The organism is Gordonia sp. C13 (genome assembly GCF_023218005.1).
Classification (GTDB): domain Bacteria; phylum Actinomycetota; class Actinomycetes; order Mycobacteriales; family Mycobacteriaceae; genus Gordonia; species Gordonia namibiensis.
In genome coordinates this window covers 22,595-40,544 of sequence record NZ_JALPSY010000012.1, presented here as the reverse complement: position 1 = coordinate 40,544, position 17,950 = coordinate 22,595, and the positions used below count along the sequence as shown (strand labels likewise).

General features: G+C 68.7%; 17 protein-coding genes. 12 read left to right on the top strand and 5 right to left on the bottom strand.

From position 1 onward, the window contains the following. Positions 1 to 76 precede the first annotated feature (76 nt). Together M1L58_RS11790 and M1L58_RS11785 are read left to right on the top strand one after the other, a co-directional pair. Positions 77 to 523, top strand: a complete 447-nt coding sequence (locus M1L58_RS11790) for a hypothetical protein (RefSeq protein WP_154882457.1) — start codon at positions 77 to 79, stop codon at positions 521 to 523. A 109-nt stretch (positions 524 to 632) separates the two neighbouring features. Then, entirely contained in the window at positions 633 to 1,421 is a 789-nt protein-coding gene (locus M1L58_RS11785; protein ID WP_005195209.1) for a ParA family protein, read from the top strand. 18 nt (positions 1,422 to 1,439) lie between these two features. Here the strand turns inward: M1L58_RS11785 and M1L58_RS11780 are convergent, their stop codons facing one another. Together M1L58_RS11780 and M1L58_RS11775 are read right to left on the bottom strand one after the other, a co-directional pair. Continuing rightward, the gene (locus M1L58_RS11780; protein WP_248659020.1) at positions 1,440 to 2,714 is read right to left on the bottom strand and encodes an Rv3212 family protein; all 1,275 of its coding nucleotides are present in this window, start codon (positions 2,712 to 2,714) and stop codon (positions 1,440 to 1,442) included. 18 nt (positions 2,715 to 2,732) lie between these two features. Then, on the bottom strand, positions 2,733 to 4,355 hold the full coding sequence (locus M1L58_RS11775; RefSeq protein ID WP_248659019.1) for a DEAD/DEAH box helicase: 1,623 nt from the start codon (positions 4,353 to 4,355) through the stop codon (positions 2,733 to 2,735). Between the two features lie 336 nt (positions 4,356 to 4,691). Between M1L58_RS11775 and M1L58_RS11770 the strand changes: the two genes are divergently transcribed. Next, complete coding sequence (locus M1L58_RS11770) at positions 4,692 to 5,384, top strand: ferritin-like fold-containing protein (RefSeq protein WP_248659018.1); 693 nt, start codon at positions 4,692 to 4,694, stop codon at positions 5,382 to 5,384. 112 nt (positions 5,385 to 5,496) lie between these two features. Next, the gene (locus tag M1L58_RS11765) at positions 5,497 to 5,727 is read left to right on the top strand and encodes a DUF3107 domain-containing protein (RefSeq protein WP_006866913.1); all 231 of its coding nucleotides are present in this window, start codon (positions 5,497 to 5,499) and stop codon (positions 5,725 to 5,727) included. A gap of 103 nt (positions 5,728 to 5,830) precedes the next feature. Here the strand turns inward: M1L58_RS11765 and M1L58_RS11760 are convergent, their stop codons facing one another. After that, on the bottom strand, positions 5,831 to 6,508 hold the full coding sequence (locus tag M1L58_RS11760; RefSeq protein WP_006866912.1) for a TetR/AcrR family transcriptional regulator: 678 nt from the start codon (positions 6,506 to 6,508) through the stop codon (positions 5,831 to 5,833). 66 nt (positions 6,509 to 6,574) lie between these two features. Between M1L58_RS11760 and M1L58_RS11755 the strand changes: the two genes are divergently transcribed. From M1L58_RS11755 to M1L58_RS11720, 8 genes are all read left to right on the top strand, one after another. Then, positions 6,575 to 7,618 (top strand): DUF3152 domain-containing protein, encoded by a 1,044-nt coding sequence (locus M1L58_RS11755; protein WP_006866911.1) that lies wholly within the window; start codon positions 6,575 to 6,577, stop codon positions 7,616 to 7,618. A 72-nt stretch (positions 7,619 to 7,690) separates the two neighbouring features. After that, entirely contained in the window at positions 7,691 to 8,887 is a 1,197-nt protein-coding gene (moeZ, locus tag M1L58_RS11750; RefSeq protein WP_006866910.1) for an adenylyltransferase/sulfurtransferase MoeZ, read from the top strand. Positions 8,888 to 8,980: 93 nt separating this feature from the next. Beyond that, positions 8,981 to 9,835, top strand: coding sequence for a TIGR02569 family protein (locus M1L58_RS11745; RefSeq protein WP_006866909.1), 855 nt, complete (start codon positions 8,981 to 8,983; stop codon positions 9,833 to 9,835). Between the two features lie 239 nt (positions 9,836 to 10,074). Beyond that, entirely contained in the window at positions 10,075 to 11,541 is a 1,467-nt protein-coding gene (locus M1L58_RS11740; protein WP_006866908.1) for a nitrate/nitrite transporter, read from the top strand. A 50-nt stretch (positions 11,542 to 11,591) separates the two neighbouring features. Then, the gene (gene nirB / locus M1L58_RS11735) at positions 11,592 to 14,174 is read left to right on the top strand and encodes a nitrite reductase large subunit NirB (RefSeq protein ID WP_248659017.1); all 2,583 of its coding nucleotides are present in this window, start codon (positions 11,592 to 11,594) and stop codon (positions 14,172 to 14,174) included. Next, positions 14,171 to 14,596 carry a nitrite reductase small subunit NirD gene (gene nirD, locus M1L58_RS11730; protein ID WP_248659016.1) on the top strand — a complete coding sequence of 142 codons (426 nt, stop codon included), beginning with the start codon at positions 14,171 to 14,173 and terminating at the stop codon, positions 14,594 to 14,596. Before nirB ends, nirD begins: the two co-directional genes overlap by 4 nt. Further along, on the top strand, positions 14,593 to 15,768 hold the full coding sequence (locus tag M1L58_RS11725) for a uroporphyrinogen-III synthase (protein ID WP_006866905.1): 1,176 nt from the start codon (positions 14,593 to 14,595) through the stop codon (positions 15,766 to 15,768). Before nirD ends, M1L58_RS11725 begins: the two co-directional genes overlap by 4 nt. A 20-nt stretch (positions 15,769 to 15,788) precedes the next feature. Continuing rightward, positions 15,789 to 16,547 carry a sirohydrochlorin chelatase gene (locus tag M1L58_RS11720; protein WP_248659015.1) on the top strand — a complete coding sequence of 253 codons (759 nt, stop codon included), beginning with the start codon at positions 15,789 to 15,791 and terminating at the stop codon, positions 16,545 to 16,547. Between the two features lie 297 nt (positions 16,548 to 16,844). Here the strand turns inward: M1L58_RS11720 and M1L58_RS11715 are convergent, their stop codons facing one another. Next, a complete protein-coding gene (locus M1L58_RS11715) occupies positions 16,845 to 17,144 on the bottom strand; it encodes an MGMT family protein (RefSeq protein ID WP_248659014.1) in 300 nt (99 codons plus the stop codon). 7 nt (positions 17,145 to 17,151) lie between these two features. Next, on the bottom strand, positions 17,152 to 17,937 hold the full coding sequence (locus M1L58_RS11710) for an alpha/beta fold hydrolase (RefSeq protein ID WP_006866902.1): 786 nt from the start codon (positions 17,935 to 17,937) through the stop codon (positions 17,152 to 17,154). Between the last annotated feature and the right edge of the window lie 13 nt (positions 17,938 to 17,950).

Sequence of the window (17,950 nt, the reverse complement as noted above, 5' to 3'; positions counted from 1 at the left end):
CCTGCATCGGCGAGGTCGTGGAAGGCCGCCGTGGGGTGCGCAGCCACCTCCCGCCGGCGCCGAATACCCTGGACGCGTGAGTACGGAGAAGGACCGCCCGGAGCAGGACCGACTCGAGATCGACGTCGATCCGTCGGTGACGCCCACCCAGATCAAGGTGGCCGGAGCGGTGACCACCGTGGAGGGCCTGATCGGTGTCACGGTGGCGGTGATCCTGGTGATCCGCGGTCTCGCCGGACACGAGGAGACGGCCATCAGCGGTTACGGCACCGCGGGCTGGTTCGGCATCATCGGCGGCGGTGTCCTCGTCGGCGGGCTCGCCCTCCTGGCCGGGCGGCGCTGGGGTCGCTCGATCGCGATGGTCGCCCAGATCCTGCTGCTCCCGGTCGCGTACTACCTGTACACCAGCGGTTGGCCGGTGTTCAGCGTGCCGCTCGCCCTGGCGGCGCTCGCCGTGCTGGTGATGCTGTTCAGCCCGGCCTCCGTCCGGTGGCTCGCCGGGGACCTCGAACCCGACCACTGAACCGGGCGCGAGGCGCGGAATCGGGCATTCCGACCAGTTGATCCAGTTGTTACCACAACCCTGACTCCAATACGTCGACGTCCGGGCGGTCGCCCGTACAGTGGGGCGCATGACGCGCATCCTCGCGATTGCCAATCAGAAGGGTGGGGTCGCCAAGACCACCACGGTCGAGTCCCTCGGAGCCGCTCTCGCCGACCTCGACGTGTCGGTGCTGGTCGTCGATCTCGACCCGCAGGGCTGTCTCACGTTCTCCCTCGGGCATGACCCCGACCAGCTGGAGTCGTCGGTGCACGATGTGCTCCTCGGCGACGAGGAGATCGCCGACGTGCTCCTCGACACCGAGGACAAGGTGACGCTGCTGCCCGCCACCATCGACCTGGCCGGCGCCGAGGCGCTGCTGCTGATGCGCCCGGGACGTGAGTACGCGCTCAAGCGGGCACTCGCCGAGGTCGGGCAGGACTTCGACGTCATCATCGTCGACTGCCCGCCGTCGCTGGGCGTGCTCACCCTGAACGGCCTCACCGCCGCCGACGAGGTGATCGTCCCCCTACAGTGCGAGACGCTCGCCCATCGCGGCGTGGGACAGCTGCTGCGTACGGTCCGCGAGGTCCAGCAGATCACCAATCCGAACCTCAAGATGCTGGGAGCGGTGGCGACGCTGTTCGACGCCCGGACCACACACAGCCGGGACGTCCTCTCCGACGTCGCCGATCGCTACGACCTGCCGGTGCTGAGCCCGCCGATCCCGCGCACGGTCCGGTTCGCGGAGGCCTCCGCCTCCGGAACGTCGGTCATGCGTGGGCGAAAGAACAAGGGCGCCACCGCATATCGCGAACTCGCGGAGAACCTGTGGAAGCACTGGGATGCGGGGGAGGACGTGCGGACCGTCGACTTCTGAGGCGTAGAACGGACGAGGTCAGGCCGGCCCGAAGGCCTCGACCGTCGTACCGCGCTGTTCGACGACCGTGTCGCCGATGACCCGCAGGCTCACCACGCCGCCCGGTGCGCTGCTGCGGTCGAGTGGGATCGAACGGATCTCACGACCGCCGGCGACGTCGCGCACGCTGATCCCCGACGCACTCGGCAGCAGTAGCTGCCCCGCCATCACCTGACCGGGGCCCAGCGTCGCCGGCACCTGGTAGATCGGCTTGAGACTCTGCGCATCCAGCACCACGGTGGCCTTGCCGGTCCAGTACGTGACGATGCCGTTGCCCTCGAGCGGGACGCTGCCCGTCGGCGGAGTGGCATCCCCGGCGACGGTGTTCGAACCGGTGGCCACGCCCTCGGAATCGAAGCGGCGGATCGATGGTCCGCTGTCGCCACCGAGCGCCGGCGGTTCGGCCGGACTCGCACCACCGTCGTAGACGGCGATACCCGTCGACGACATCGCGATCACCACCGGCGGAGGTCCGCTGACGTCACCGGTGATCAGCGTCGAACCGTACTGCTCGACTCGTTCGTCGTCGTCGAGCAGGGCGCCCAGCACGGTCAGCCGGTAGCCTGGGTCGTCGGCACACCGTTCGACGACGGACATGCGATCGCCGGTGATGGCCGAGGAATAGATCACGCAGGCCTTGCGCTTCGCCTCGTCCTCGGGGCGCACGGGCGCCTCCACGCGGCCGTACTCGACGCCGCGGACCAGATTCGAACCCCACGTCTCCAATCGCCCGGAGCCCTGTGCGACCACGTACCCGTAGTCGCTGACGAGGCGTAGCTCGTCGTCGGCGTCACTGGTCCGGGAGCCCTTGCGGGCACCGGTCTTCGCGTCGAGCGCGGTGACCTCCGAGCAGCCCCGGGAATTGCGATAGACGGCGAGCGCGAGGTCGCTGCTGGCGGTCCAGGCGGTGTCGACGACGCAGAGGTCGAGGTCTCGGCGGTAGGACCACAGTTCGGCCCCGGACGCCGGGTCGTGGCCGATGACGGTGCCGCCGTCGCCGGTCACGACCACCGAATCGGCGATCGCCGGGGCGACGGTGGCATCGGAGGAGGCCTGCCAGCGCGGCGCGAAGGCGTCCGGAACCGCCGCGGGCTGTTCGACCTGCGGCGGGGCGGACTGCGCCTGGATGCTGGTCGTCCCGCGGACCGGGCTCACCAACCAGGCGATGAGCCCGGCGACGGCGACGAGCACGATGATGGTCGCGGTGACCGCGAGATCGATCGGCCGACGCCGCTCCGGTTTGACGCGTGCCACGCGTGGACTCGTGGTGGGTTACTCGGCTGCGGACTGTGCGGAGACCGGGGTCGCGTCGCCGGCGCCCGAGCCCTCGCCCGCGGGCTTGCGGTTGGCGCCACCGCGACGACGGCGACGACGACGCGGCTTCGAGGTGCCGTCGCCGTTGTCCTCACCGGAGGCCTTGGTGCCGCTGCTCGCCGACTCGCCGCTCTCGGCCTCGGCGGTGGACTCCGCGGTGTTCTCGGACTTGGCGGAGTCGCCGCCCTCGGAACCCTGGCCGCCGCGGGTACGACGACGGGTGCGGGTCGACCGCTTGCGCGGTTCCCGGTCCTCACGCGTCTCGCGGGTCTCGTTCGGGTCGCGGGCGGGCTTGGCAGCCACGATGCGGCCGGTGGCCGACTCGGGGATCGACAGATCCTCGCGCAGGTTCTCCGACGTCGAGTAGGTCTCGACCGGCTCGGGGATGCCGAGCCCGAGGGCCTTGTCGATGAGCTCCCAGCGGTGCAGCTCGTCCCAGTCGACGAGGGTCACGGCGATGCCGGTACGGCCCGCACGACCGGTGCGTCCGATGCGGTGCACGTAGGTCTTGTCGTCCTCGGGGCACTGGTAGTTGATGACGTGGGTGACGTCGTCGATGTCGATGCCGCGGGCGGCAACGTCGGTGGCGACGAGGACGTCGATGGTGCCGTCGCGGAACCGACCGAGGGCCTTCTCGCGAGCCACCTGACCGAGGTCGCCGTGCACGGCGCCGACCTTGAACCCGCGCTCGGCGAGGTCGTCGGCGACCTTCTGCGCGGTGCGCTTGGTGCGGGTGAAGATCATCGTCGCGCCGCGTCCCTCGGCCTGCAGGATGCGGGCCACGAGCTCGGCCTTGTCGAGAGCGTGCGCACGGTAGGCGTACTGCTTGGTGCGGTCGTGCACCGCCGAGTCGTTGGCGTTCTCGGCCCGGATGTGAGTGGGCCGGTGCAGGAAGGTGCGGGCCAGGGTGACGATCGGGCCCGGCATGGTCGCCGAGAACAGCATCGTCTGGCGCGGGGTCGGCAGCGCGGCCATGATGCGCTCGATGTCCGAGAGGAAGCCGAGGTCGAGCATCTCGTCGGCCTCGTCGAGGACGAGGATCGAGACCTTGCCGAGCACGAGGTGGCCCTGTTGGGCGAGATCGAGCAGGCGGCCCGGGGTGCCGACGACGACGTCGACGCCCGACTGCAGCTCGGCGATCTGCGCCTCGTAGGGGCGGCCACCGTAGATCGAGGTGATCTTCAGCATGCGGTTGGTGCCGTCGGCGAGGGTGACGTCGGTGTTCTTGGCGGCGATCTCGAGGTCGCTGGTCACCTGCACGCAGAGTTCGCGCGTGGGCACGATGATCAGCGCCCGGGGGGTGTTGTCGAGTGGGCGGACACCCGAGGCCTCGGCGTTGGCGAGGCGATGGAGCAGCGGGATGCCGAAGCCGTAGGTCTTGCCCATGCCGGTACGGGCCTGACCGATGAGGTCGTCTCCGCCCATGGCGAGGGGGAGGGTCAGTTCCTGGATGGCGAACGTCTGGGTCTTGCCGTCCTCGGTGAGTGCCGAGACGATACGCTCGTCCACGCCGAGTTCGGCGAAGGTGGGGGCGGTGTGGGTTTCGTCGACGATGGTCGTCTGCACGGCCGAATCGCTCATGTGCGGTTGTTGCCTTTCTGGCCAGTTCTCTTGCGCGCGTGTGATTCCTGCGCGCACGAGGAAAAAGCTCGAAAGTGCGCGCGCAAATGTCGTGGTGGTACCGGGGATTCGGCCGGGCGTCGTGCGACGAACTCTTCGATCCGCGAGGAACTCGCTGTCTCGATTCCGCGAAGGTCGCGAGGGGTCGTCGAAAGATCCAATCGGCCGCATCCACACGCTCGCGCCGGCGAGCACGCGATGATCACGCAGCTCAGCGGGCAGGCGCCGGGGGTCCCGTCGGGGTGCACCGAGGTCGAGTGTACTTGGTGCTTCCTGAGAGGCCGCTACCATCACCTCATGGCGCCTGTTTCCGAACCCTCCGACATCATCCCGGTAGCTGCGATCGAGACCCAGGACCGCGTGGTCGGGAAGCTGTTCGCGGTGCTGCTGGCCGGCGAGTTCGCCGCCTTCCATCGCCTCATCGAGGAGTCGGCGATGGCTCCCGACGTGCCCAGCAAGATCGCGATCGCGCGGATGGCCGCCTCCGAGGTCGGCCACTTCGACCGCCTCGCCGAGCGAGTCGAGACGATGACGGGGCTCACCGCCGCCGAGGCCGTCGAACGCTACCGGTCGGTCTTCGATCAGTACCACCGCGCCACCACTCCGAAGACCTGGTACGAGGCGCTGGTCAAGGCCTACGTCGGTGATGGTCTGGCGTCCGACTTCTACGTCGAACTGTCCGACATGCTCCCGCCCGACTCGCGCACCGTGATGGCCGAGGTGATGGCAGAGACCGCCAACTCGGCGTTCGCCCGCGAGCAGGTCCGGGCGGCCGTCGAGGCCGATCCGTCGATCAAGTCGGCGCTGGTCCTGTGGGGTCGCCGTCTGCTGGGTGAGGCCATCACCCACGCGCAGTGGGTGCTCGCCGCCGAGGAGGAGGTCACCGACCTGTTGTTCTCCGGGGCGTCCTCGCTGTCCGGGGTGGCTCACTTCTTCGATGCGGTCGCGGCCAAACACGCCGAGCGCATGGCCGATCTCGGGCTCGACTGACCACCTGTTCGTTCCCGCCGCTTTTCGCTGTCAGCGGAGCGGCTGTCCGGTCCGGTGACCGCTGGACTAGCCTTGTGCGGCAAGCGTTGTTGACACCGGAGGAGGGCGGCACATGGCCGTGGAAGTGAAGATCGGCATCACCGACAGCCCGCGTGAGCTGACCGTCGCGACGTCGCTGACCAGTGACGAGGCCTACGCCGAGGTCGAGGCGGCACTCGGCGGCAAGCAGCCGCTGCTGGCGCTGGTGGACGAGAAGGGCGCCCGTTACCTGATCCCGGTCACCAAGATCGCCTACGCCGAGGTCGGGGCGTCGGAGAACCGTCGCGTCGGATTCGGTTCCTGAGGCGGGACACAGACCAACGACAAGGGTCCGGCACGCATCTCGCGATCACTCGCTACGGGCGCGCCGGACCCTTGTCGTATGTCCGGGACTCGTCGTCGGGGTCTCAGGCCGGACCGGAGTCGGTCTCCGCAGGCGACTCAGCGTCGGTCTGCGGTGCGGCCTGGCGCGGGAAGTGGGACAGACCGCCCCACAGCAGTGCGACGGTGGTGTCGACGGCCGTCTGCTTGTCCACGGGACGCTTGGCCTCGAGCCAGTAGCGCGCGTTGACCTGGCTGGCACCGACGAGCCCGGAGGCGAGCATGCGCGAGCGGTACGGATCGAGGCCGGAGTCGTGCATGACCAGGCCGTACACCGCGTCGACGCAGGCCTCGGTCGCACCCTCGACGCGACGGATGACCGCGGGGTCGGAGGCGTCGGAGGAGAAGATCAGCCGGTAGCCCGAGTTGTCCTGGTCGATGAAGTCGAAGAAGGCCTCGACCGCGGCTCGGACACGCTTCCGGTTGTCGGTCGTGGTGCGCAGGGCGGTGTTGACGTCGCTGACCAGCTTCTCGGCATGCGAGTCGACGACCGCGATGTAGAGGTCCAGCTTCGACGGGAAGTGCTGATACAGGACGGGTTTGCTCACTCCCGCGTGCACGGCGATCTCGTCCATCCCCGCGGCGTGGTAGCCGCGTTCGACGAAGATCTCACTGGCCGCATCGAGCAACTGCATGCGCCGTGCGCTGCGCGGCAGGCGCGTACTGCGTCCGGGTACCGAGGACGCGTTGGTTGCGGTCGACATGGCGAAGATCGTACTCGGGAGACCTTCCTGCGCAGTATCTGCGGTCCGCTGTGAGAAAGTTGTTCCGTGAGCCGCACAGAGGATGGCGGCACCGGCCTCGACGAGGGACCGGTGCGCACCAAGGATGTCGGCCCGAGATCGTCGGGGCGTCCCAAGCCGGACCAGCCGCTTCGGGCGCGCTGGGACCCGACCGATGACAACGGCCGTCCCCGCGTCGACCGCGATGCGCAGCCCGAATACAAGAAGCAGTCGGCTCTCGGCCGGTTCGTCTCGACGTACGGCTGGCGCGCCTACGCCATCCCGGTTCTGACGATTCTCACGATCGTTCTCATCGTGGTGACCATCCAGGACGGACGGGGTTCCGATCTGGCGCCGACCGCCGCGGTCAATCCCGACTCGGCCGCCCGCAACACCGACATCAGCACCGAGACACGCCCGATCGGTGCGCCGACCGGCGACATCCAGGCCGCGGCGCTGCCCGCGGGCACCCTGCCGCAGGGCGGCCCGTTCACCACGCAGGGCAAGCAGACCTTCCGGGTGCTGCGCGGTGCGGGTCCGAAGGTCGGCACCGGCGGCCAGGAGTACACCTACACCGTCGAGGTGGAGAACGGCCTGAATCCGCAGGACTACGGCGGCGACCCGACCTTCGCGAAGATGGTCGACATGACGCTGGCCAACCCACGCAGCTGGATCGGCGACGGGCGCGTGAGCTTCCGGCGCATCGACCGCGGCGAGCCGGATCTGCGCATCACCCTGGTCTCCACCGGCACGACCCGCGAACTGTGCGGATACCAGATCAAGCTGGAGACCTCCTGTTACTACCCGCCGCAGGAGCGCGTGACCCTCAACGAGGCCCGCTGGGTGCGCGGCGCGCTGTCCTACCAGGGTGACGACATCGCCTACCGCCAGTACCTCGTCAATCACGAGGTCGGGCACGGACTCGGCTACGCATCGCACGAGCCGTGCCGCGAGAACGGGGCGCTCGCGCCGGTGATGATGCAGCAGTCCTTCGGCACCGCGAACTCCGAGATCATGGCCCTCGACCCGGACATGAAGGCCAACCGCACGTTCGTCTGCCGCCCGAATCCCTGGCCGTTCCCCAAGCGCTGACCCCGGGAATGAGCGGGCGGCTCCGATGGTTGTGCCAAGAGTCCGTGTACTCGCCGATTACTGGAGGCGTTCGTGTCGTCGCAAGGGTCGCTCACCGGGTCGCTGCCACCCCTCGTGGAGCCGGCAGCCGAACTGAGCAATGAAGAGGTGGCCCGTTACAGCCGCCATCTGATCATCCCGGATGTGGGGATGGACGGGCAGAAGCGCCTGAAGAACGCGAAGGTGCTCGTCATCGGTGCCGGCGGGCTCGGCTCGCCGACGCTGCTGTACCTCGCCGCGGCCGGTATCGGCACCATCGGGATCGTCGAGTTCGACATCGTCGACGAGTCCAACCTGCAGCGCCAGGTCATCCACGGCCAGTCCGACATCGGACGCCCGAAGGCCGAGAGCGCGCGGGACTCGATCCTCGAGATCAATCCGTACGTCACCGTGAACATCCACGATCAGCGACTCGAGCCCGAGGGCGCGATCGAGTTGTTCTCGCAGTACGACCTCATCCTCGACGGGACCGACAATTTCGCGACCCGTTATCTGGTCAACGACGCCGCGGTGCTCGCGCACAAGCCGTACGTCTGGGGATCGATCTACCGCTTCGAGGGGCAGGCGTCGGTGTTCTGGGAAGACGCCCCCGACGGCCGCGGCATCAACTACCGCGACCTCTATCCGCAGGCCCCGCCGCCCGGGATGGTGCCGTCGTGCGCCGAGGGCGGTGTTCTCGGCATCCTGTGTGCCTCGATCGGATCGATCATGGGCACCGAGGCCATCAAGCTCATCTGCGGTATCGGTGAACCGCTGCTCGGCCGCCTCATGGTCTACGACGCCCTCGACATGACCTACCGGACCATCAAGATTCGCAAGGACCCGGAGGGTGAGCGCATCGCCGGCCTCATCGACTACGACGACTTCTGCGGTGTGGTGTCCAACGAGGCCTCCGACGCCGCGGCCGGCTCGACGCTCACCGCCGTCGAACTCAAGCAGAAGATCGACGCGGGGGAGAAGCTCGCGATCATCGACGTGCGCGAGCCGGTCGAGTGGGACATCGTGCGGATCGAGGGTGCGACCCTCATCCCGAAGGGCGAGATCCTGTCCGGTGAAGGCCTCGCGAAGGTGCCGCAGGATCGCCCGACGGTCCTCTACTGCAAGACCGGCATCCGCTCCGCCGAGGCCCTCGCCGCGCTCAAGCGTGCCGGGTTCGCCGACGCCACGCACCTGCAGGGTGGGGTGACCGCCTGGGCCAATCAGGTCGACAAGACACTGCCGGTCTACTGAGCGTCATCCTCACCGCGGTGGGGGCATCCGTTCTCGGGTGCTCCCACCGCGTGCCTTCTCGAATCGGTCACCAGCGCTCGGTAATCTGACCTGGTGAATACCGTCGAGCCGCCCGAACACGTGCTGAACACGTTCGGGCTCACCTCCCATCCGCCCGTCGCCATGGGCGAATCATGGATCGGTGGCTGGCGCGTCGGTGAGGTCGTGCTGTCGCTGGTTCCCGACCACGCACGCGCCGCCTGGTCGGCCGCAGTCCGCGAGACGCTGTACGTCGAGGGCATGCGGATCGCACGCCCGTTCCGTGCCACCGACGGCCGCTACGTCGTCTCGGGATGGCGTGCCGACACCTACATCGCCGGGACACCCGAACCGCGCCACGACGAGGTAGTCCTCGTCGCCGACCGTCTACACGAGGCGACCGCGTCCCTCGAACGCCCGCGTTTCCTGCTGCAGCCCCCGGCGCCGCCACACACCGACGTCGACGTCTTCACCGCCGCCGACCGGGCCGCGTGGGAAGAGGTCCCGCTGCGCTCGGCACGTGCCGCGGGCATGGCCGAGCCGACCGCACCCGACGGCGTGCAGAGCGTCGAGATGCTGAGAACCCTGGCGAAGCTACGCAAGCCGGTCGACCTGCCGTCTCAGGTCGTGCACGGCGATCTGTTCGGCACCGTGCTCTTCGCTGGTGCTGCGGCACCGGGCATCACCGACATCGTCCCGTACTGGCGGCCCGCCCCGTGGGCGGCCGCGGTGGCGGTGGTCGACGCCCTCGCCTGGGGCGGCGCCGACACCGAACTCGTCCAGCGGTGGTCCGATCAGCCGGAGTGGCCGCAGATGATGCTACGGGCGACGATGTTCCGTCTGGCCGTCCACGCCCTGCACCCGCGCTCGACCGCCGGCGCACTGCCCGGGTTGCAGCGGGTCGTCGAACTGGTACGTTTGCTCGTATAACCGCAGCTCACAGCCCTGATCGGGGTTTTCCTGAGTTCTCACACGGCCTTCGTGCCGAAGTGAGAACAACGTGACGGTCCGGTCACCTCGCGGAATATCCGCGCAACACGCCCCCGGGATGCTTGGTCTCGATCGCACGACATCGGTGTCGGCGTCCGATATGACAGCTCGCTGTTGTGTCGAGAAGACAGCCCGCACTGCTCGTGCAGTGACCACCAAGCATCGGAAGACGGGGACGCATGGCATTCGCAGACCTCAGAGCACAGCTCAAGCGTGACCACACCATCACCGACTGGGATCCGGAGGACAGGGTCGCCTGGGAGAACGGCAACGCCGCGATCGCCAAGCGCAACCTCGTGTGGTCGGTGATCTGCGAACACGTCGGTTTCTCGATCTGGTCGCTGTTCTCGGTGATGGCCTTGTTCATGGGCCCGGAATACGGCATCAGCATGGACCAGAAGTTCGTCATCGCCGCGACCGCGACCCTCGTCGGCTCGTGCCTGCGCATCCCCTACACCCAGGCCACCGCGAGGTTCGGCGGACGCAACTGGGCGATCTTCTCCGCCATCGTGCTCCTCGTCCCGACCGGTCTGACGATGATGCTGATGATGAACCCGGGCGAGTTCGGGTTCGGCTGGTTCCTCGCGGTCGCGGCCATCACCGGCTTCGGCGGCGGCAACTTCGCCTCCTCGATGACCAACATCAACGCCTTTTACCCGCAGCGTCTCAAGGGCTGGGCGCTCGGCCTCAACGCCGGCGGCGGCAACATCGGCGTCCCGGTCGTCCAGGTCATCGGACTGCTGGTCATCTGGCTGTTCGCCGACCAGCCGGAGATCGTCTGCGCGATCTACCTCGTCGCACTCGCGGTCGCGGGAATCGGCGCGGCGATCTACATGGACAACCTCGACCACCAGACCGCCAGCGGCAAGGCGATGATCGACTGCCTCAAGTACCGCGACACCTGGCTCATCTGCCTGCTCTACATCGGCACCTTCGGCTCGTTCATCGGTTTCGGTTTCGCGTTCAGTCAGGTCCTCAACATCAGCTTCACCTCCGCCGGTGCCTCCAAGCCTGCCCTCGCAGCAGCGCAGATCGCTTGGATCGGACCGCTTCTCGGCTCGCTGGCCCGCCCCTACGGCGGCAAGCTCGCCGACCGCATCGGCGGCGGCAAGGTCACGCTGTACTGCTTCATCGCGATGGCCGCCTCGGCCTCGATCCTCGTGATCGCCGGCATGTCGGCCGACGCCAACGGCAAGGTGATCAGTGGCGGTGTGCTCGCGGCCTTCATCACCGGCTTCATCCTGCTGTTCCTGATCTCCGGCATCGCGAACGGTTCGGTGTACAAGATCATCCCGACGATCTGGGAGCACAAGGCGCAGACGCTGTCGGGGCTGAACGCCTTCGGCAAGTCCACCTGGTCGCGCAGCATGTCCGGCGCGCTCATCGGCATCGCCGGTGCGGCAGGCGGTCTCGGCGGTGTCGGCATCAACCTGGTGCTGCGGTCCAGCTACAAGTCCAATCAGTCGGCGACGCAGGCCTTCTGGGTGTTCCTCACCTTCTATGTGGTGGCCGCGGTGGTCACCTGGTGGTTCTACGCACGACGCCCGATCGTCGTCGGCGAGACCACCGATCTGCCGGTCGCCGAGGCCACCGGCACCACCGCCGGCACCGGCGAGCCGGCCACCACCAGGGAAGCGCTGGCCTGAGTTCGCCCGCGGCGCAACTCGACCATCAGGCAAGGCACAGGGAGTAGACAATGAGCAGCGAGACCAACACCGGCCGCAACACCGTCGTCGTGGTGGGTCACGGCATGGTCGGCCACCGCTTCGTGCAGGAGATGCGCAAGCGTGACACCGAGAACCGGTGGCGCGTCGAGATCGTCTCCGAGGAGCGAGATCCGGCCTACGACCGCGTGGGTCTGTCCTCCTACGTCGGTGCGTGGCAGCGTGATTCGCTCGCGCTGGACGGCAACACCTACGACGGTGACGATCTCGTCGTCACGCATCTGGGTGAGGCCGTCACCGGTATCGACCGCGCGCACCGACGTGTGGTGACCTCCGGCGGCCGCGAGATCGCCTATGACGCACTCGTTCTCGCAACGGGTTCGTACGCCTTCGTGCCGCCGGTGCCGGGCCACGACAACTCCAAGTGCTTCGTCTACCGCACCCTCGACGACCTCGACGACATCCGGGCAGCCGCCGACGCGGCCGGCCCGGGGGCGACGGGCGTCGTGGTCGGCGGCGGTCTGCTCGGGCTCGAGGCGGCCAATGCGCTCAAGCTGATGGGCCTGAAGCCGCACGTGGTCGAGTTCGCGCCGCGCCTGATGCCGATGCAGGTCGACGCCGGCGGCGGCGCGATCCTGAAGAACCTCGTCACCGACCTCGGCCTCGAAGTCCACACCGGCGTCGGCACCTCGGAGATCGCCGACGCGGAGAACGGCGGCCTGCGTGTCACGCTCTCCGACGAGTCGCTGATCGACGCCTCGTTGGTCGTCTTCTCCGCCGGAGTCCGGCCCCGCGACCAGCTCGCCCGCGATGCGGGCCTCGCGGTCGCCGAGCGCGGCGGCGTCCTCGTCGACACGAACTGCGTCACCGAGGACGAGCACATCTTCGCCATCGGCGAGGTCGCCGCGGTGGAGGGCCGCTGCTACGGACTCGTCGCCCCCGGCTATTCGACCGCCGAGGTCGTCGCCGACCGTCTCCTCGGTGGCTCGTCGACCTTCCCCGGCGCCGACATGTCGACCAAGCTGAAACTGCTCGGCGTCGACGTCGCCAGCTTCGGCGATGCGTTCGCGACCACCGAGAACGCCCTCGAGATCACCTATCACGACGCGGTCGCGGGCAAGTACGCCAAGATCGTCGTCAGCGATGACGCGAAGACCCTGCTCGGCGGGATCCTGGTCGGCGATGCGTCGGCCTACGCCCTGCTCAAGCCGATGGTCGGTCGCGAGATCCCCGGCGACCCTGCGGCCCTGATCGCCCCGGAGGGCGGCACCGGCGTCGGCATTGACGCGCTGCCCGACGATGCCGAGATCTGCTCCTGCAACGGGGTGTCGAAGGGCTCGATCTGCTCGGCCATCGCCGACGGCGCCTGCGACATCGCTGCGATCAAGGGCTGCACCTCGGCCGGCACCACCTGCGGCGGTTGTGTGCCCAGCATCAAGCAGCTCCTCACCGCGTCGGGCGTCGAACTCAGCAAGTCGCTGTGCGACCACTTCGCCCAGTCGCGCGCCGAACTGTTCGAGATCGTCGCCGTCACCGGCATCCGGACCTTCTCCGAACTCATCGACCGCTACGGCACCGGCCAGGGCTGCGAGATCTGCAAGCCGACCGTCGCCTCGATCCTCGCCTCGACGTCGAGCGATCACATCCTCGACGGTGAGCAGGCCGGATTGCAGGACACCAACGATCACTTCCTCGCGAACATGCAGAAGAACGGCTCGTACTCGGTGGTGCCCCGCATGCCGGGCGGTGAGGTCACCCCCGAGCAGCTCATCGTGATCGGCGAGATCGCCCGCGACTACGGGCTGTACACCAAGGTCACCGGTGGCCAGCGCATCGACCTGTTCGGAGCCCGCGTCGACCAGCTGCCCGAGATCTGGCGACGCCTCGTCGACGCCGGGATGGAGTCCGGGCACGCCTACGGGAAGAGTCTCCGCACGGTGAAGAGCTGTGTCGGCTCCACTTGGTGCCGCTACGGCGTCCAGGACTCGGTCGGCATGGCGGTCTTCCTGGAGAAGCGGTACCGGGGCCTGCGGTCGCCGCACAAGATCAAGTTCGGCGTCTCCGGGTGCGCCCGCGAATGCGCGGAGGCCCGCGGCAAGGACGTCGGCGTGATAGCCACCGAGAACGGCTGGAACCTCTACGTCGGGGGCAACGGCGGTCAGAGCCCCAAGCATGCGCAGCTGCTGGCCAGCGGAGTGGATGACGACACCCTGGTCGCCTACATTGATCGGTACCTCATGTTCTACATCCGTACCGCCGACCGGCTGCAGCGCACCGCGCCGTGGCTGGAATCCCTCGAAGGCGGACTGGACCACCTCAAGGCGGTCGTCTGCGACGACAGCCTGGGACTCGCCGCCGAACTCGAGGATGCGATGGCCCGGCACGTCGCCGGCTACCGGGACGAATGGGCGGCGGTGCTCGACGACGAGGACAAACTGAAGCGGTTCGTGTCGTTCGTGAACGCACCCGACGTGGTCGACCCGACCATCCGGTTCGCCGAGTACGAACGTAAGGTGCCGGTGCTGCTCGACATGCCGCAGGTGCGTCCGGGAGCGGAGGAGAACACCGGGTCGGTTGTGACCGCAGCGCCGGTGAAGGAAGGAGTGCCGACATGACCATCGCACCAGACGAGACCGGACAGCGGTCCGGAGCCGACGGGTCGGGGACGGTCGAGGGAGCCTGGGTGAGGGCGTGCCCGATCGACGACCTGATCGTCGGACGCGGAGTCGCGGTACTCGGTCCGCGCGGTGAACAGGCGGCGTTGTTCCGTCTGCAGGCCGCGGAGACCGACCGCGAGGCGGCTCCCGGCCGCTCGCGCCTGTATGCCATCGGCAACATCGACCCGTTCGGTCGAGCCGCGGTGCTTTCGCGCGGACTCACCGGTGACCGCGCCGGCGAGCCGACAGTGGCCTCGCCGCTGGGCAAGCAGGTCTTCGCACTGCGGACCGGTGTGTGCCTGGACGACGAATCGGTCTCCGTGCCGAGCTACGGCGTACGCGTCGTCGAGCGGAACGTCGAGGTGTTCTTTCCCGCGTGAACGCCATCAATCTTCCCGGTGATGCGGCCGAAGCCGACCCGTTGCCGCTCACCGGATTCACCATCGGTATCACCGCGGCGCGTCGTGCCGAGGAGTTCGCCGCACTGCTCGAACGACGCGGTGCGCGGGTCGTCCAGGCGCCGACGATCCGCATCCTGCCGCTCGTCGACGACACCGAACTCGAGCGGGTGACCGAGGAGATCATCGCCTCGCCGCCGCAGATCATGGTGGCGACCACCGGCATCGGTTTCCGCGGCTGGATCGAGGCGGCCGACGGCTGGGGCAACGCCGAGGATGTGCTGCGTTCGCTGTCGCAGAGCCGGCTGATCGCGCGTGGCCCCAAAGCGAAGGGCGCGATCCGCGCCGCGGGCCTGCGGGAGGAGTGGTCGCCGGAGAGCGAGTCCTCCTCGGAGGTGCTCGACCACCTCCTCGCCGAGGGCGTCGAGGGCGTGCGCATCGCCGTACAGCTCCACGGCGCGACGAGTGAGTGGGAACCGTTGCCGGACTTCTGCACCGTTCTGCGGGCCGCGGGGGCCGAGGTCGTGCCGATCCCGGTCTACCGCTGGAACATGCACCCGGATGTGGCGCGTATCGACAAGATGATCGCGCAGGTGCTGCGCGGCGATCTCGACGCGATCACCTTCACCAGCGCGCCGGCCGCGGCATCGATCCTCACCCGCGCCAAGGAACTCGGCAAACTGCAGCAGTTCGTGCACGCGCTGCGCACCGCGGTGCCGGTGATGTGCGTGGGATCGGTGACCGCCAGTCCGCTGGAGGCACTGCAGATCCCGACGACGTATCCCCGCCGGTTCCGGCTCGGAGCTCTTGCGCGCCTGATCACCGACGAACTTCCGCGCCGCACCCACGTGCTGCGGGTCGCCGGACACGACACCGCGATACGCGGCCAGGCCGTCGTCGTCGACGGCGAGCTGAAGGACCTGTCGGCGACCGGCCTGCTGCTGCTGAAGCTGCTCGCACGCAACCCCGGTCGGGTGGTGTCGCGGCAGGAGATGCTCGCGGTGCTGCCCGGCGACAGCTCCGACACCCATGCCGTCGAGGTCGCGGTCGCGCGACTCCGTGCGGCACTGGGGGATTCGAAGATGGTCCAGACCGTCGTCAAACGCGGTTACCGCCTGGCCGTCGACCTCGAGTACGACGCCGAAGACGAATGACCACGTCCAGGGGAGGACACATGCGAGACAATGCCCTGAGAGACGGCACTGTTCGGCTCCCGCACGGCGACCGCCTGCGCGACGTCAGTCCGGTGTTGGTCGCACACGGCACCCGTAACCCGCACGGCGTCACCGTGATCGCCGAGATCGCCGAGGCTGTCAGTGCGCGGATCGGGCTGACCCGTACCGCTTTCGTCGACGTGCTCGGGCCGACGCCGTCCGAGGTGATCGCCGACCTCGACAAGCCCGCGGTGCTGGTGCCGGCCTTCCTCGCTTCGGGGTACCACGTCCGCAAGGACATCCCCGAACACGTCGCGCTCGCGGGCCGACCCGACACGGTCGTGACCCGCGCGCTCGGCCCCGACCCGGCGATCGCGGCGGTCGCCCGCCTGCGGCTCGCCGAGGCCGGCTGGGAGCCGGGCGATTCGGTGGTCCTGGCCGCCGCCGGGTCGTCGGACCCCAGTGCCTGCGGCCAGGTGTATCTGGCTGCGCGCCAACTGGAATCCCTGATCGGTGGCCGGGTGGAGGTCGGGTTCATCACGACCGCGCAGCCGTCGGTGCCGGAGGCGATCGAGAAGGCGCGCCGCACCGGACGTCGCGTCGTGGTCGCGAGCTACCTGCTCGCGCCGGGGCTCTTCCACCAGCGTCTGGAGACCTACGGCGCCGACGCGGTCGCCGCACCGCTCGGTCCGGACCCGCGCATCGTCGACCTCATCGTCACCCGCATGCGGGCCGCGATCAGCCCGTACCGACGCACCCCGGTGCCGCGGCTCGTGTGAGCTGCGTCGGCTGGCTTCGATACGGCTCGTCGCAAGCTCCTCGCCTACTCAACCAGCGGGGGTGGTTCGTTCTGTTGGCCGGGTGGTGACGGCCGGGCCCGCGGGTGGTTCGTTCTGTTGGCCGGGTGGTGACGGCCGGGCCCGTGGGTGGTTCGTTCTGTTGGCCGAGTGGTGACGGCCGGGCCCGCGGGGGTGGCTCCTTCTGTTGGCCGAGTAGCGACGGCCGGGCCCGCGGGTGGTTCGTTCTGCTGGCCGAGTAGCGACGACCGAGCGACGCGAGGACGCCGCGTATCGAGGTCACGCAATCGCCCACCGGCACTCGCGCAACCGGATTCGTCCGTGGGAGATCGGGACACCTTCCGCCGCAAGCCGTTCGAGCTGACGGTTCGCGAGATGCGGAGCGGGACGACCGCTCGCGGGGACGACCCGATGCCACGGCAGGTCGGCGGTGTCGGTGCGCATGATCCAACCGACGATCCGGGCGCTGGACAGTCCGGCCGCGCCGGCCAGGTCGCCGTAGGTGCTCACCCGGCCGACCGGGATCGCCGCGACCAGGGCGCGGACGGCTTCGACCTGTTCCTCGGTGATCGCCGCCATCGGGGTCCTAGAGCAGCGAGCGGATCAGCGACGCGGACAGTTCCGGTTCGAGGAACGGCACCATGTGCTCACAGTCGACGTGGTGCACGGTCACGTCGTCACCGCGTTCGCTCGCGCAGGCCTCCAGGAATGACGGCCGCACGAAGGGCGGCTGCACCTGATCGGCGACGACGATGTGTGTGGGCACGCCCGGTGGCGGAAGTACTGCGGGCCGAGCCATCTCGCTCCAGGACGCGGCGGCCGCGGGTGCACTGACCCGCCAGCCGACCCGGCCGTGCGGGCGGGGGATGAGGTGCTCGGTGAGCTCGGCCTCGAGAATATCGTCGGGCACATCCGCCCAGCCCTCGGCACGTTTGGCCGAGCGCGCGGCGTCGGCGCTCGGGTAGTCCCAGTTGTCGAGACTGTCGGTGGCGACCTGGAGCGCGAACTCGGGGTCGAGGCCCTGGGCGGGGTCGAGGAGGACGATCCCCTTGACGTCGTCGGGCCGACGGTTCGCCAGGTGGAGAGCGAGTGCACCACCGTAAGAGTGGCCCACGACGACGATCGGCCGGTCGGTCGGGACGTGGTCGTCGAGCACGGCGGACAGTGCACGCACATGGTGCTCGATGCTCCACGGCGGACGCCACGGTGAACGTCCGTGGCCGATGAGGTCCGGCGCGACGATGCGGACACCGCTCAGGTGCTGTGCCAGGGGCTCCCAGCGACGACCGTGGCCGGTGAGACCGTGGATTGCGAGAACGGTGTCGCCCTCCGCCGTGTCGCCGCCGAAGACATACGTGTTGAGAGCTGTCACCTCGTCCATCCTG

What these genes read in the sequence shown, in the direction of transcription:
- M1L58_RS11785 (WP_005195209.1), top strand. Translation starts at nt 633, where the DNA reads ATGACGCGCATCCTCGCGATTGCCAATCAGAAGGGTGGGGTCGCCAAG.
- M1L58_RS11775 (WP_248659019.1), bottom strand. Translation starts at nt 4,355, where the DNA reads ATGAGCGATTCGGCCGTGCAGACGACCATCGTCGACGAAACCCACACC.
- M1L58_RS11770 (WP_248659018.1), top strand. Translation starts at nt 4,692, where the DNA reads ATGGCGCCTGTTTCCGAACCCTCCGACATCATCCCGGTAGCTGCGATC.
- M1L58_RS11765 (WP_006866913.1), top strand. Translation starts at nt 5,497, where the DNA reads ATGGCCGTGGAAGTGAAGATCGGCATCACCGACAGCCCGCGTGAGCTG.
- M1L58_RS11760 (WP_006866912.1), bottom strand. Translation starts at nt 6,508, where the DNA reads ATGTCGACCGCAACCAACGCGTCCTCGGTACCCGGACGCAGTACGCGC.
- M1L58_RS11740 (WP_006866908.1), top strand. Translation starts at nt 10,075, where the DNA reads ATGGCATTCGCAGACCTCAGAGCACAGCTCAAGCGTGACCACACCATC.
- nirB (WP_248659017.1), top strand. Translation starts at nt 11,592, where the DNA reads ATGAGCAGCGAGACCAACACCGGCCGCAACACCGTCGTCGTGGTGGGT.
- nirD (WP_248659016.1), top strand. Translation starts at nt 14,171, where the DNA reads ATGACCATCGCACCAGACGAGACCGGACAGCGGTCCGGAGCCGACGGG.
- M1L58_RS11720 (WP_248659015.1), top strand. Translation starts at nt 15,789, where the DNA reads ATGCGAGACAATGCCCTGAGAGACGGCACTGTTCGGCTCCCGCACGGC.
- M1L58_RS11715 (WP_248659014.1), bottom strand. Translation starts at nt 17,144, where the DNA reads ATGGCGGCGATCACCGAGGAACAGGTCGAAGCCGTCCGCGCCCTGGTC.